Below are 13606 nucleotides of genomic sequence, written 5' to 3'. Positions count from 1 at the left end.
TGGAGAGGATTTAGTAATGTTGAAGAAGATTTCCATGGCCGCAGTGGCGGTCAGCATTTCGGCAACGTCTTCCATGGCTGCGACCAACATCACCTGGTGGCACGGCATGGGCGGCCGTAACGGCGAAGTCATCAACGAAGTTTCGCAGAAGTTCAACGAAGCCCAGAAGGAATGCGCTCTGACGCCGGTTTCCAAGGGCTCATACGAAGAAGCGCTTGCAAGCGGCATCGCTGCTTTCCGTTCGGGCGAACAGCCGAACATTCTTCAGGTTTTCGATGCTGGCGCTGCCACCATCATCAACGCCAAGGGCGCTGTCATTCCTGCAGAAGACCTCATCAACAAGGCCGGTTACAAGTTCGACCGCGAAGCCTTCATCAACGGCGTCCGCTATTTCTACGCTGCCGCTGACGGCAAGTTCGTCGGCATGCCTTTCAACACTTCCGCGCCGATCATGTATGTCAACGACGAAGCCCTGAAGAAGGCCGGCGTCGAAGCTCCGAAGACCTGGGAAGATTTTGAAAAGGTCGCACCGAAGCTGAAGGAAGCCGGTTACATCCCGCTCGTCCAGTCGCAGCTCACCTGGCAGTTCACGGAGAACTTCTTCTCCCGCAACAACATCCAGTTCGCAACCAACAACAATGGTTATGACAGCGTCACCGACACCAAGCTGAAGGTCACCGATCCGAACCTTGTCATGATGTTCGACAAGCTGAAGGACTGGAAAGACAAGGGTCTGTTCGCCTACTACGGCGCCGGCTGGAACGACAACCAGAAGCCCTTCGAAGAAGGCAAGGTTGCCCTCTGGATCGGTTCCTCGGGTTCGTTCGGTGGCCTGCAGAAGACGGCGTCCATGCCGTTCTCGGCAACCTTCCTTCCCTACTGGGGCTCCATCAAGGGCGCTGGCACCAACTCCTTCATCGGCGGCGCTGCCCTCTTTGCAATGTCGGGCAAGTCTGAAGCCGAAAACAAGTGCGTGGCTGACTTCTTCCAGTTCCTGACTTCGCCGGAAATCCAGGTCTTCTACCACAAGGCAACCGGTTACGTCGCTATCACCACGGCTGCTTACGAAAAGGCCAAGGCTGAAGGCTTCTACAAGGAAAAGCCTGCCGCCGAAGTCGGTATCCAGCAGCTGTCGCTGCCTTCAGGCGAATGGTCCAAGGGCTACCGCCTCGGTTTCTACCCGCAGATCCGCTCCATCATGGAACGCGAATACAACCGCATCTTCTCCGGCGAAGTAACGCCGAAGGACGCCTTCGACATCATCGAAAAAGAAGGCAATGATCTTCTCGCCCGTTTCGCTAAAACGGCTGGCTGATCTCCCTTTTTGAAACCAACGATAGTTGTCGAGCCTCCTTTCCGCCGGAAAGGAGGCTCGCTCTTGGATTAAGGAGGCGCAAGCGTGGCCTATACATCGTCTCAACCGCGTCTGGCCCGGTTTCTATCCGGCCGGTCTGCAAAAACCGGAAAAACGGCGAAGGCCGCAGAAGCCAGCATGAAGCGCGTGCAGTTCTCCTCGTCCTACGTGCCCTATCTGTTTCTGGCGCCGCAACTGGCGGTGATTTTCATCTTCTTCTACTGGCCCTCCGTTCAGGCCGTGCAATCGTCGTTCTTTATCGAAGACCCTTTCGGGTTCGGTGCAACGTTCGTGGGATTCGCCAATTATTCCGATGCCATCTTCAATCCGGAATATCTAAACATCGCCAAATTCACGGTTGTCTTCACCGTGCTGGTCACTTTCTTTTCGCTGGCGCTCGGTCTTTTGCTTGCGGTCAAGGCCGATGCGGTCGTTCGCGGCAGTTCCGCCTACAAGACGTTGCTGATCTCCGTTTACGCCATCGCGCCGCCGGTTGCGGGTCTCATCGGCATGATGTTTTTCGACCAGCATATCGGGCCTTTCGTCAAGATGGCTGCGTTTTTGGGCTGGGATATGAAGGTTGGCCTCAACTACTTCGATACAGCCTTCGCCATGATTGCCGTCGCGGTCTGGAAGCAGATCCCTTATAATTTCATCTTCTTCCTGTCCGGATTGCAGGGCGTATCCGTCGCCGTGCGCGAGGCTGCCGCCATCGATTGCCGATCGAGCGTGCGCCGGTTCTGGACGGTCATCATGCCGCTTCTGGCACCGACTGCCTTCTTCCTGCTGATCATCAACATCACCTATTCACTGTTCGATACGTTCGGCATTATCGACGTGATGGTGAAGGACAAGGCCGCCAACAATCCGATTACGCTAGTCTACAAGGTCTTTCTCGACGGTTTCCGCGGCAATGACATCGGCGGTTCCTCTGCTCAGTCCGTCATCCTGATGCTGGTCGTCTTCGTTCTGACCATCATCCAGTTCCGCTTCATCGAAAAACGCATCCATTACAATTGAGGGAAAAGACAATGTACAAGACAAAACCCCTCGACCATCTGGTGCTGATCATCGGCGCACTCTTCCTGATATTGCCTGTCGTCGTGGCATTCATGACGTCCACCCATACGGCAGCGGAAATCCACCGCAGCGGCCTGACACTCATTCCGGGCGACAATTTCGTCGGAACCTATGAAAAGGTCCTGACGCAGAAGGGCGGCTTCACCGGGCAGATCACCGGTCTCAACATGGTGCTCAACTCGCTGATCCTCGGCATCGGTTTTGCCGTCGGCAAGATCGTCCTGTCGATGATGGCAGCCTATGCGATCGTCTATTTCCGGTTCCGGTTTGCAACGCTTGCCTTCTGGATCATCTTCACCACCCTGCTTCTGCCGCTCGAAGTACGCATCATGCCGTCCTATGAGGTGATGAGCAAACTCGGCCTCTTGAACTCCTACACCGGTCTGATCGTGCCGCTTCTGGCGTCTGCGACGGGCACCTTCTATTTCCGGCAGTTCTTCAAATCCATTCCTGAAGAATTGCTGGAAGCCGCTCGCATAGACGGTGCGGGCCCGGTCAAGTTCTTCATTGATGTGATCATCCCGCTTTCCCGTACCATGATGGCGGCGATCTTCATCATCATGTTCGTTTACGGCTGGAACCAGTACCTCTGGCCCATGCTGATGACCACGGACGAGAGTTTCTTCACCCTGATGCGCGGCATCAAGTCGATCCTGCAAGTCTGGGTCGGTTCGCAAATCCCCGATTACAACGAAGCTTTCGCGCTTGCCGTTCTGGCCATGCTGCCGCCTGTGATGATCGTCGTGATCTTCCAGCGCTGGTTCATCAAGGGCCTGACGGAAAGCGACAAATAAGGAAACCGAAAATGGCCGCGATAGAAATCAGTCAGGTCTGCAAGGATTATCACGGCGGCGTGCGTGCCGTGCATCACGTCGATATCGACATCAGGGACGGCGAGTTCATTGTTCTCGTCGGTCCTTCCGGCTGCGGCAAGTCCACGCTCCTGCGTATGGTGGCCGGACTTGAGGATATTTCCGAAGGCACGGTGAAGATCGGAGACCGGGTGGTCAACCAGGTAGATCCTGCTGACCGGGATATCGCTATGGTGTTCCAGAACTATGCGCTCTATCCGCATATGTCGGTGCGCCAGAACCTGGAATACGGGTTGAAGAACCGCAAGACGCCGAAGGCGGAGATCGATGCGCGCGTGGCCGAGGCCGCCCGCATGCTCCAGCTCGAACCCTATCTGGAGCGCAAGCCGCGCGCCCTTTCCGGCGGCCAGCGTCAGCGAGTCGCCATGGGCCGCGCCATCGTGCGCAAACCGGCGGCCTTCCTGTTTGATGAGCCCCTGTCCAACCTTGATGCCAAACTGCGCGTTTCCATGCGCGGGGAGATCAAGCGCCTGCAAAAGCGCCTCGGCACCACTTCGATCTACGTCACGCACGATCAGCTGGAAGCCATGACGCTGGCAGATCGTCTGGTGGTGCTGAACGGCGGCCGCATCGAACAGATCGGCGCACCGCTTGAGGTCTATCACACCCCCGCTTCCACCTTTGTCGCAAGCTTCATCGGTTCTCCCGCCATGAACCTGCTGAGCGGCGAGTTGCATGGGGATAGCCTTGCGGTCGGGCCGTCGCTGATCGCGCTCAACGGTTTCGCCCCCACCTCCGGCCCGGTTACTGTGGGCATGCGGGCGGAAGATTTCCGCCTGGCGGCGGCAAGTGAGCCCGGTTTTTCGCTACGCGTCGAGTATATCGAGGAACTCGGCTCGCAGCGTCTTATCCACGGCATGATCGGCGACCAGAACCTGACTGTGGCGTTTTCGCCGGAGGTCGAGATTCCGGCTACCTTGTCGGTCGCCATATCTCCGGACAAGCTGCACTTCTTCTCCAGCGAGACCGGCAAGCGCATAGCGGGCAAGGCGGAACAGGCTGTGGCGCAGCCCGTGCAGTTGGCAACGGCCTGAGTGGACGATAAGAAATCGGCGCGATGACTAAAATTGCGCCGATTGTCAAAACCGCTTCGTTACGATCCCGATGATAGAAGATCTCCAATATTTCACGGGGGTTTTCTAATATGCCTTTAAAGATGATGTTCGCGGCGGCTGCCACCATGGCGATCCGCACGGTGCCGATATTTCCCGCCTCTTTGCGCCGGGCAAAAGACGAGGGCGTGGTTAGCGCGTCCTGCACCGATTTGCGGCTGCAGCCGGCCCCCATCAACCCCGACTGGATCATTTCCGGCGATCCTCAGGCGCGTGCGGCGGATCATTCCAGAAGCGGAGACCGCGCCTCCAGCACAGCCATGTGGGATTGTACGGCGGGCGAGTTCCGCTGGTTCTTCGGTTGGGACGAGACGGTCTATATCCTTGAGGGTGAGGTGCATGTGACGGCGGAAGACGGCACAGTCAGTATCCTGCGGGTGGGTGACGTCGCTTATTTCCGCGCGGGAACATGGGCCACCTGGCGGGTGGATGAGTATGTCCGCAAGGTTGCCTTCATGCGCCGCCCTTTCCCCACGGCGCTGGCTCTGGCCTACCGGGTCAAGAACAAGCTGTTTGCCGGTCGTTCCTACAAGCTGGCGGCCTGAACTGGTAAAACACTCCGTCAGGTGGGGCTCTGCGCAGCGCCACCTGCGGAATTGTGAAGGTTCAATAAAACTCACAAAAAGCACCCCTCGCAGCAGTTGCGTTTGAATGGTCGCTGCCCTACATCTTCAGGGTTTTCTGAAGCATTTCCGGGTCTCTTCCGGTCCTGCGGGGAATCGCGAACAGACGAGGCAATGGGCACGGCGGAACCGCGAAGCGTCCGCATGCTGCAAGAGGAAGATGCGCATGGCGAAGATCAAGAACGTCGCGATCCAGATGGATCATGTCTCCGGCATAAATATCGCCGGCGACTCCACCTTCGCCATGAGCCTTGAGGCGCAGGCACGTGGATACCGGCTGTTTCACTATACGCCCGAACGCCTCTCCATGCGCGATGGCAAGATCTACGCGACCGTCGAACAGATGGAACTGCGCGATATCAAGGGCGACCATTTTTCGCTCTCGGAGCCGGAGCGGGTCGATCTCTCGACCATGGATGTCATTCATCTGCGCCAAGATCCGCCATTCGACATGGCCTACATCACCTCGACCCATTTGCTCGAGCGCATTCATCCCAAAACGCTTGTTGTCAACGATCCCGCCTGGGTCCGCAACTCGCCGGAAAAGATTTTCGTCACCGAATTCGCCGATCTGATGCCGAAGACGCTGATCACCAAGGATGTCTCTGAAATCGCCCGCTTCCGCAATGAAATGGGCGATATCATCCTCAAGCCGCTTTATGGCAATGGTGGTGCAGGCGTCTTCCATTCCGCGCGGGACGACCGCAATTTCTCATCGCTGCTGGAAATGTTCGGCCAGATGTTCCGCGAACCCTATATCGCCCAGGAATACTTGCCGGATGTTCGCAAGGGCGACAAGCGTATCCTTCTGGTGGATGGCGAGCCCGTGGGCGCGATCAATCGCGTGCCAGCGGAAAATGATGCTCGCTCCAACATGCATGCCGGCGGCCGCCCGGAGCCAACGGAACTCACCGCGCGTGAGAAGGAAATCTGCCGCCGCATCGGCCCCGCCCTGCGCGAGCGCGGTTTCCTGTTCGTTGGCATCGATGTGATCGGCGATTACCTCACGGAAATCAACGTCACCTCACCGACAGGCATTCGTGAAGTGCAGAAATTCGGCGGTGCCGATGTGGCAAGCCTGTTGTGGGATGCGATCGAGAAAAAGCGCGAAGCACAGGATTTCTGAGGCAATTTCCTCGCCACCTGCGTTTGTTCCGCGTGCACAACTCTATACAACTGAAATACACCGTGCGCGCGAAATTGTTCGCTTAATGTTCTTGTTTTATTCTTTGCTCTGTGGCAGGTTACTTGAGAGTGGCCGCCATCGGGGCATAGTGCTTTGATGTTGTGGCCGGTTTGCGGGGGCAGGCCATGGTGGCGCGGGTCAATACGGTTGCATTTCAGGGAATAGAGGGTGTGCCGGTCGAGGTGCAGGTGATGGTCGCACCCGGAAAGGTCGGCATCCAGATCGTCGGCCTGCCGGACAAGGCGGTGGCGGAAAGCCGGGAGCGGGTGCAGGCCGCGCTCCACGCCTCCGGTCTGGCGCTGCCGGCAAAAAAAGTCACGGTCAATCTGGCGCCTGCGGATTTGCCCAAGGAAGGATCGCATTTCGATCTTCCGATCGCTTTGGGTCTCATGGCCGCGTTGGGAGCGATCCCGGCGGAAGCGCTCGGGCAATATGTGGTTCTCGGCGAACTCAATCTCGATGGCACCATCGGCACGGTTTCGGGCGCTCTGCCCGCGGCCATCGGTGCCAATGCGCTCGGGAAGGGTTTGATTTGCCCGGCTGATAGCGGGCCGGAAGCAGCCTGGGCGGGGGCTGGCATCGATATTCTCGCCCCACGCAGCCTTATTGCGCTTGCCAACCATTTTCGCGGCACCCAGCTTCTCTCCCGCCCGATGCCCGCCATCCGCGCCAATCCGGTCAATTTGCCGGATCTGGCCGATATCAAGGGGCAGGAGACGGCCCGGCGCGCGTTGGAGGTGGCAGCTGCCGGTGGCCATAATCTGCTGATGGTTGGCCCGCCCGGCTCCGGTAAATCCATGCTCGCCGCGCGCTTGCCCTCAATTCTTCCACCGCTCGAGGCTGCGGAATTGCTGGAAGTGTCCATGGTCCATTCCATCGCCGGCCAATTGTCCGGCGGCAAGCTGTCGGACCGCAGACCGTTTCGCACGCCACACCATTCCGCCACCATGGCCGCGCTGATCGGCGGAGGGCTGCGTGCCAAGCCGGGTGAGGCTTCACTTGCCCACCACGGCGTTCTTTTCCTCGATGAGTTCCCGGAATTTGCGCCACAGGTGTTGGATGCGCTGCGCCAGCCGCTGGAAACGGGCGAATGCATCATCGCCCGTGCCAATCACCGCGTCACCTATCCGGCGGAAATCCAGCTTGTCGCTGCGATGAACCCCTGCCGGTGCGGCAGAGCGGGGGAGCCGGGTTTCACCTGCGCCAGAGGGCCACGTTGCATGACAGATTATCAGGCCCGCATTTCCGGCCCGCTGATGGATCGCATCGATATCCGCATCGACGTTCCCGCCGTCTCCGCCACGGACCTCATCCGTCCTATGACTGCCGAACCGAGTTCGGTGGTGGCCGCCCGTGTCGCTCGCGCCCGCCTTGCGCAGCAGGAGCGTTATGCGGCGGCGGGCTTTTCAGGCATTCGCACCAACGCTCGCTGCACGACAACGCTGATCGAAAAATATGCGGAGCCCGATGTGTCCGGGCTGCAATTGCTGCGCGATGCTGCCGAACGGTTGAAGTTCTCCGCACGCGGTTATCATCGCATTCTCAAGGTCGCCCGCACATTGGCTGATTTGGACGGCAAACAAACTGTCGGACGTATACATGTGGCCGAAGCCATTTCATACCGCATTGCCGGTGAAGGACTGACGGCGGCGGCATAAGAGGCGTTCTTTCGCCCTTTACCGGCTAAAACAATTGTGCCGCTGGCGGATGGCCAGCGGCACAGTTTGTCATTGCGGTCAGGCGCGCGTTTGCGGCCTGACCGAAGAGGAACGGCTTAAAGCCCAAGCCCTTCGAAAAGAGCGGTCGAAAGGTAACGTTCCGCGAAGGAGGGAATGATGACGACGATATTCTTGCCGGCATTTTCCTCACGTGCGCCGACCTTGATTGCCGCTGCGAGTGCCGCGCCCGAGGAGATGCCGACGGGTACGCCTTCCAGCCTCGCCACCAGACGGGCGATTTCAAAAGCGTCGTCATTGGTCACGGTGACGATTTCGTCATAGATTCCAGTGTCGAGGATCGCGGGTGCAAAACCGGCGCCGATGCCCTGGATCTTGTGCGGACCGGGGTTGCCACCGGAAAGAACCGGGCTGTCGGCTGGCTCGACGGCAATGACCTTCACCTCCGGCTTGCGGGATTTCAGCACCTGGCCCGTACCGGTGATAGTGCCACCCGTGCCGATGCCCGAAACAAAAATATCGACAGCACCCTCGGTATCGTTCCAGATTTCTTCCGCCGTCGTCTTGCGATGAATATCCGGGTTTGCGGGGTTTTCGAACTGCTGGGGAATAATCGCGTCTGGCAGGGTTTCGGCCAGTTCCTGTGCCTTGGCGATGGCGCCCTTCATGCCCTTCGGGCCTTCGGTCAACACCAGTTCCGCGCCCAGCAAGGCGAGCATTTTCCGGCGTTCGACCGACATCGTTTCCGGCATGGTCAAGATCAGCTTGTAACCCTTGGCGGCGGCGGCAAAGGCTAGCGCAATGCCCGTGTTGCCAGAGGTCGGTTCAACCAGCGTCGTTTTGCCGGGGGTGATCTTGCCTTGGGCTTCCAGCGCTTCGATCATGGCAACGCCAATGCGGTCTTTCACGGAGGCGATGGGGTTGAAGAACTCCAGCTTGGCGAGAAGATTGGCCTTCACGCCCTTTTCCCTCGCCAGCTTGTCCAGCCGCACGATCGGCGTATCGCCGATTGTTTCGGTGATGGAGGAATAGACGCGTCCGCGTCCGGGCTTTCTGGCTTCGGGCATGATGCTCTCCTGTATGAAGGCCACACGATGTGTGGCCGCAAGATTTCAGCGGCAGAATAGGAGCAATAGTCTTGTCAGGCCAGCGAACGTTCGTCCTAATATCGTCTGATTACCGGAAAAAATTCACGATAAATCAGGCAAATGCACGAAATCGTTTCAGGTGCTGCGGATCGCGATCATGGTCGCCGTTCCCGCCAGAATTCCCGCCGCGGTGCGGTTGAGGATCGTCAACGCACTTGGCCGTTTCAGGAGGTTGCGCGCCTTGGCAGCAAGCAGGATGTAAGGCAGGAGAACGGCCATCAACACGACGAAGGTCAGCGCCAGAAGTGTCGCATATTCCGATGGGCCGATCATGCGGATGTCGATCAGCGTCGGCACTAGCGCCACATAAAACAGCATGGTTTTTGGATTACCCAGCGTGATCAGCAGGCCGGACAGAAACGACATGGGAATGCTGGTGCTTTTTTTCGCCTTCAGGTCCTGCGGCAAGAGGCCGGCGGTCCAGAGCTTCCATGCGATATAGAGAAGATAGGCTGCGCCGGCAAACTTCAGGACCATGAAGGCCTCCTGAAAAGTCTGCGCCACGAAGGCGAGGCCGAGGATCACGCCGGTCAGGTAGATCATGTCGCCCAGCACCAGCCCGAGGCCCATGAAGAAGGTTTCCCGAAACCCCGATCCAAGCGCCCGCGCCACGATCGCCGTCATGCCGGGGCCGGGAATGGCAGCGGCGATGAAGAGTGCGGTGGCATAGGCAAGAAGGGTCGTCAGCGTCATGGTCATTTTCCCCGAAAATCCGCCAGATCAATAGCGAAAATCAGGGGTGAAAACAATCGCCCATAAGGGGGCTGGTCAAAGCCCCGTGGAGCCGAAACCACCGGCACCGCGTGCCGTCTCGGATGTTTCGGCCACTTCGCTGACTGCCACCTGCGTAACTGGTGCAATCACCATCTGTGCGATGCGCATGCCGCGCTCGATGACAAAATCGGCCTGCCCCAGATTGGCGAGAATGACCTTCACTTCGCCGCGATAGTCGCTGTCCACCGTGCCGGGGGAATTGAGGCAGGTGATGCCGTTCTTGATGGCGAGGCCGGAGCGCGGACGGATTTGCGCCTCATAGCCTTGCGGAACCTCGAAGACGAAGCCGGTCGGCACCAGCGCCCGTTCGCCCGGCTGCAAAGTCAGCGGTTCATCGGCCGGCACTGCGGCGCGCAGGTCCATTCCGGCGGCGCCACGGGTTTCATAGGAAGGCAATTCGAGGTCTGCGCCATTGGCAAGACGCACAAGCCGGAGGAGGGGTCGATTATCATTTTGAACGGTCATGCGGCATTAGTTTGCCGAGATCGCGGCAAGGTCAATTGCAAATGCGGGCCTGAAACGCTAGATACCCCGCAATTCCACAGGATTTGTCAGATGGCCGAAACACTTGCCGAGGCGGTCTCCCGCCGCCGCACCTTTGCTATTATTGCGCACCCGGACGCGGGTAAGACCACGCTTACGGAAAAACTGCTGCTGTTCGGCGGAGCGATCCAGCTTGCCGGCGAGGTGAAGGCGAAGAAGGATCGCATCCAGACCCGTTCGGACTGGATGAAGATCGAGCGCGAGCGCGGCATTTCGGTCGTCACTTCGGTCATGACCTTCGAATATAACGACCGCGTCTTCAACATCCTCGATACGCCCGGCCACGAAGACTTTGCCGATGACACCTACCGCACGCTGACGGCGGTGGATGCGGCGATCATGGTCATCGATGCCGCCAAGGGTATCGAGCCGCGCACGCTGAAGCTTTTCGAAGTTTGCCGCATGCGCGATATTCCGATCATCACCTTCATCAACAAGATGGACCGCGAAAGCCGCGATCCCTTCGAGATTCTGGATGAGGTCGAGGAAAAGCTGGCGCTCGATACCGCGCCGATCACCTGGCCGGTCGGCCGGGCGAAGAGCTTCTGTGGCGCTTACAATCTTGCTGAAAACACCTTTCGTGGCAACGACACGCAGGTGGATGGCCTTTCGGTCAACGGCCCTCAGGCTGTCGCCGATCGTCTGCCGGAAAATGAGCGCAAGGTCTTTATCGAGGAAACGGAACTGGCTCTGGAAGCCTGCCGCCCCTTCGACCGTCAGGCGTTCCTGGAAGGTCACATGACGCCGGTATTCTTCGGTTCGGCGCTGCGCAATTTCGGTGTGCGCGACCTCATCAATGCGCTGGGTGATTTCGCCCCGCCGCCGCGCGATCAGGTGGCGGATACCCGCACCGTGCATGCGGCGGAAGACAAGATGACGGCCTTCGTGTTCAAGATTCAGGCCAATATGGATCCCAACCATCGCGACCGCATCGCGTTTGCCCGCATCTGCTCCGGCAAGCTGGAGCGCGGCATGAAGGCGCGGCTGTCGCGCACCGGCAAGCTCATGGGGCTGACAGCACCGCAATTCTTCTTCGCGTCACAGCGCCAGCTGGCCGATACCGCCTTTGCGGGCGATGTGGTCGGCATTCCCAACCACGGCACGCTGCGCATCGGTGATACGCTGACCGAAGGTGAAAACCTCGTATTCCAGGGCGTGCCGAACTTCTCGCCGGAAATCCTGCGCCGCGTGCGCTTGGAAGACGCGATGAAGGCGAAGAAGCTGAAGGAAGCTTTGCAGCAGATGGCGGAAGAAGGTGTCGTGCAGCTCTTTTCGCCAGAAGACGGCTCGCCCGCCATCGTCGGCGTTGTCGGCGCGCTGCAGCTCGATGTGTTGAAGGAACGGCTGATGGGCGAATATGGCCTGCCGGTCTCGTTTGAAATGTCTCGCTTTTCCGTCTGCCGCTGGATCTCGTCCGATCAGCCGGCGGAAATGGACAAGTTCCTCAACGTCAAGCGCGGCGATATCGCTCGCGATCTGGATGGCGATCCGGTGTTTCTGGCGCAGGATGCCTTCTCGCTGCGGTATGAATCCGAGCGGTTTCCGGCGATCAAGATGGTCGCGATCAAGGAATATCACGTCGCCAAGGCGGCGTGATATCAGCCGGATTGCACTTTGAATGCCAAGGGCTTAGTTTCCCGGTTAAACGGGAAACTGGTCCGGCATCATGACGCTTTCAGGCAAACATATTCTCCTCATCATCTCCGGCGGCATCGCGGCCTATAAGAGCCTCGACCTCATCCGCCGTCTGAAAGAGCGCGGCGCCAAGGTGACGCCAGTCATGACGAAGGGCGCACAGGAATTCGTCACTCCGCTTGCTGTTGGCGCACTGTCCGCCACCCACGTCTTCACCGAGCTTTTTTCGAGGCAGGACGAGCAGGATGTCGGGCATATCCGGCTCGCGCGCGAATGCGACCTCGTGCTGGTCGCGCCCGCCACCGCTGATCTGATGGCGAAGATGGCGAATGGTCTGACTGATGATCTTGCCTCCACGATCCTTCTGGCGACCGATCGGAAGGTGCTGGTCGCACCTGCCATGAACCCGAAAATGTGGTCGGCAAAGCCAACGGTGCGCAATGTCGAAACGCTGAAAAAAGACGGCGTGTTTTTCATCGGCCCTATGGCAGGCGAAATGGCGGAAAAGGCCGAGGCCGGTCTTGGTCGTATGGCGGAGCCTTTGCAGATCGTTCAAGGCGTTGAGGCTTTGCTGGATGGCGGGCTGAAGCCTTTAAGAGGCAGAACGGCGATCGTTACCTCCGGCCCCACCCATGAGCCGATCGATCCGGTGCGTTACATCGCCAACCGCTCCTCCGGCAAGCAGGGCCATGCCATCGCAGCTGCGCTTGCGGAGTTGGGTGCGGAGGTAACGCTGGTCTCGGGTCCCGTCACGATTGCCGATTTGGCGGGCGTTGCAACGGTCCATGTCGAGCGTGCCGAGGAGATGCGCGATGCGGTGATTTCAAGGCTGCCGGTGGATATCGCCGTCATGGTTGCCGCTGTCGCCGACTGGCGGGTGGCGGGTTCTTCGGAGCAAAAGATCAAAAAGCAGCCGGGCGATGCCCCGCCTGCGCTGCAACTTATGGAAAACCCCGATATTCTCAAAACCGTCGGCCACCACGAAAAGCGCCCGAAGCTGGTGGTGGGTTTCGCCGCCGAGACGCAGGATGTGGAGAAAAACGGCCGAGCCAAACTGGAGCGCAAGGGCGCCGATTATATCGTTGCCAATGATGTGTCGGCGGAAACCGGCATCATGGGCGGAGACCGCAACAGCGTGAAGATCATTTCGAATGAGGGTATCGAGGCCTGGCCTGATATGGACAAGGCCGAAGTCGCCAAACGTCTGGCGGCCCTCATCGCGGAGAAACTCGCATGAGCCTTTTCGATCGCAAGACATTCGACAGGGTGCTCGGAGAATGGCCGGGCGTCCGTTTCGTCGATCAATGGGACTCCCACGTTGCCAAGGTCGGAGACAAGGTCTTTTCCGTTTTGGGTGAACGTGACGACTGGCGGCTTGTGGTGAAATGTTCGGAGGAAAGCTTCGAAATCCTCACCTCGCTGGAAGGCATCCACCAGGCACCTTATTTCGCCAAGCGCAAATGGATATCGATCTCCGATCATTCACCGCTGGAGCAAGAGGAGCTGGAACACTATGTCCGCCGCTCCTATGAACTCGTTGCCGCCGGGCTGACGAAGAAGCTGCGGGTCGAACTGGGAATTCTCCCGGCCTGAAGGCGGCATT

At 58.8% G+C, this 13606-nt stretch carries 13 protein-coding genes; 10 read left to right on the top strand and 3 right to left on the bottom strand.

The annotated features are described in order from the left end of the window. Positions 1 to 16 precede the first annotated feature (16 nt). The 7 genes from ACQZ6D_RS16190 (at position 17) to ACQZ6D_RS16160 (ending at position 7885) form a co-directional block, all read left to right on the top strand. Positions 17 to 1315 carry an extracellular solute-binding protein gene (locus tag ACQZ6D_RS16190; RefSeq protein ID WP_003514712.1) on the top strand — a complete coding sequence of 433 codons (1299 nt, stop codon included), beginning with the start codon at positions 17 to 19 and terminating at the stop codon, positions 1313 to 1315. A gap of 84 nt (positions 1316 to 1399) precedes the next feature. Continuing rightward, positions 1400 to 2374: an ABC transporter permease gene (locus ACQZ6D_RS16185; RefSeq protein ID WP_025592231.1), complete on the top strand. Its 975-nt coding sequence runs from the start codon at positions 1400 to 1402 to the stop codon at positions 2372 to 2374. 11 nt (positions 2375 to 2385) lie between these two features. Then, positions 2386 to 3228: a sn-glycerol-3-phosphate ABC transporter permease UgpE gene (ugpE, locus tag ACQZ6D_RS16180; RefSeq protein ID WP_025592232.1), complete on the top strand. Its 843-nt coding sequence runs from the start codon at positions 2386 to 2388 to the stop codon at positions 3226 to 3228. 11 nt (positions 3229 to 3239) lie between these two features. Further along, the gene (locus ACQZ6D_RS16175; RefSeq protein WP_065703721.1) at positions 3240 to 4340 is read left to right on the top strand and encodes a sn-glycerol-3-phosphate import ATP-binding protein UgpC; all 1101 of its coding nucleotides are present in this window, start codon (positions 3240 to 3242) and stop codon (positions 4338 to 4340) included. A gap of 110 nt (positions 4341 to 4450) precedes the next feature. Next, positions 4451 to 4963, top strand: coding sequence for a cupin domain-containing protein (locus ACQZ6D_RS16170; protein ID WP_065703723.1), 513 nt, complete (start codon positions 4451 to 4453; stop codon positions 4961 to 4963). Positions 4964 to 5207: 244 nt separating this feature from the next. After that, positions 5208 to 6167: a glutathione synthase gene (gshB, locus tag ACQZ6D_RS16165; protein WP_003514721.1), complete on the top strand. Its 960-nt coding sequence runs from the start codon at positions 5208 to 5210 to the stop codon at positions 6165 to 6167. Positions 6168 to 6352: 185 nt separating this feature from the next. Beyond that, positions 6353 to 7885, top strand: coding sequence for a YifB family Mg chelatase-like AAA ATPase (locus tag ACQZ6D_RS16160; protein ID WP_065703900.1), 1533 nt, complete (start codon positions 6353 to 6355; stop codon positions 7883 to 7885). Positions 7886 to 8001: 116 nt separating this feature from the next. Here ACQZ6D_RS16160 and cysK read toward each other — a convergent pair whose 3' ends face one another. The 3 genes from cysK to dut form a co-directional block, all read right to left on the bottom strand. Then, a complete protein-coding gene (cysK, locus tag ACQZ6D_RS16155; RefSeq protein ID WP_038489629.1) occupies positions 8002 to 8970 on the bottom strand; it encodes a cysteine synthase A in 969 nt (322 codons plus the stop codon). A 156-nt stretch (positions 8971 to 9126) separates the two neighbouring features. Then, a complete protein-coding gene (locus ACQZ6D_RS16150) occupies positions 9127 to 9744 on the bottom strand; it encodes a LysE family translocator (RefSeq protein WP_019564444.1) in 618 nt (205 codons plus the stop codon). Between the two features lie 75 nt (positions 9745 to 9819). Further along, on the bottom strand, positions 9820 to 10290 hold the full coding sequence (gene dut / locus ACQZ6D_RS16145) for a dUTP diphosphatase (protein WP_025592237.1): 471 nt from the start codon (positions 10288 to 10290) through the stop codon (positions 9820 to 9822). A 90-nt stretch (positions 10291 to 10380) separates the two neighbouring features. Here dut and ACQZ6D_RS16140 point away from each other — a divergent pair, with 90 nt between their 5' ends. The 3 genes from ACQZ6D_RS16140 (at position 10381) to ACQZ6D_RS16130 (ending at position 13596) form a co-directional block, all read left to right on the top strand. After that, positions 10381 to 11964, top strand: a complete 1584-nt coding sequence (locus ACQZ6D_RS16140) for a peptide chain release factor 3 (RefSeq protein ID WP_003514729.1) — start codon at positions 10381 to 10383, stop codon at positions 11962 to 11964. Between the two features lie 70 nt (positions 11965 to 12034). After that, positions 12035 to 13240: a bifunctional phosphopantothenoylcysteine decarboxylase/phosphopantothenate--cysteine ligase CoaBC gene (coaBC, locus tag ACQZ6D_RS16135; RefSeq protein ID WP_065703725.1), complete on the top strand. Its 1206-nt coding sequence runs from the start codon at positions 12035 to 12037 to the stop codon at positions 13238 to 13240. Next, positions 13237 to 13596, top strand: coding sequence for an MmcQ/YjbR family DNA-binding protein (locus ACQZ6D_RS16130; RefSeq protein ID WP_003514733.1), 360 nt, complete (start codon positions 13237 to 13239; stop codon positions 13594 to 13596). The genes coaBC and ACQZ6D_RS16130 overlap by 4 nt, the downstream gene beginning before the upstream one ends. Positions 13597 to 13606: the final 10 nt, after the last annotated feature.

The organism is Agrobacterium sp. 22-3639C2 (genome assembly GCF_053522105.1).
Note: the sequence above shows the minus strand (reverse complement) of the source record. Positions and strands in the feature narration are given on the sequence as shown.

What these genes read in the sequence shown, in the direction of transcription:
- ACQZ6D_RS16190 (WP_003514712.1), top strand. Translation starts at nt 17, where the DNA reads ATGTTGAAGAAGATTTCCATGGCCGCAGTGGCGGTCAGCATTTCGGCA.
- ugpE (WP_025592232.1), top strand. Translation starts at nt 2,386, where the DNA reads ATGTACAAGACAAAACCCCTCGACCATCTGGTGCTGATCATCGGCGCA.
- ACQZ6D_RS16175 (WP_065703721.1), top strand. Translation starts at nt 3,240, where the DNA reads ATGGCCGCGATAGAAATCAGTCAGGTCTGCAAGGATTATCACGGCGGC.
- ACQZ6D_RS16170 (WP_065703723.1), top strand. Translation starts at nt 4,451, where the DNA reads ATGCCTTTAAAGATGATGTTCGCGGCGGCTGCCACCATGGCGATCCGC.
- gshB (WP_003514721.1), top strand. Translation starts at nt 5,208, where the DNA reads ATGGCGAAGATCAAGAACGTCGCGATCCAGATGGATCATGTCTCCGGC.
- ACQZ6D_RS16160 (WP_065703900.1), top strand. Translation starts at nt 6,353, where the DNA reads ATGGTGGCGCGGGTCAATACGGTTGCATTTCAGGGAATAGAGGGTGTG.
- cysK (WP_038489629.1), bottom strand. Translation starts at nt 8,970, where the DNA reads ATGCCCGAAGCCAGAAAGCCCGGACGCGGACGCGTCTATTCCTCCATC.
- ACQZ6D_RS16150 (WP_019564444.1), bottom strand. Translation starts at nt 9,744, where the DNA reads ATGACGCTGACGACCCTTCTTGCCTATGCCACCGCACTCTTCATCGCC.
- dut (WP_025592237.1), bottom strand. Translation starts at nt 10,290, where the DNA reads ATGACCGTTCAAAATGATAATCGACCCCTCCTCCGGCTTGTGCGTCTT.
- ACQZ6D_RS16140 (WP_003514729.1), top strand. Translation starts at nt 10,381, where the DNA reads ATGGCCGAAACACTTGCCGAGGCGGTCTCCCGCCGCCGCACCTTTGCT.
- coaBC (WP_065703725.1), top strand. Translation starts at nt 12,035, where the DNA reads ATGACGCTTTCAGGCAAACATATTCTCCTCATCATCTCCGGCGGCATC.
- ACQZ6D_RS16130 (WP_003514733.1), top strand. Translation starts at nt 13,237, where the DNA reads ATGAGCCTTTTCGATCGCAAGACATTCGACAGGGTGCTCGGAGAATGG.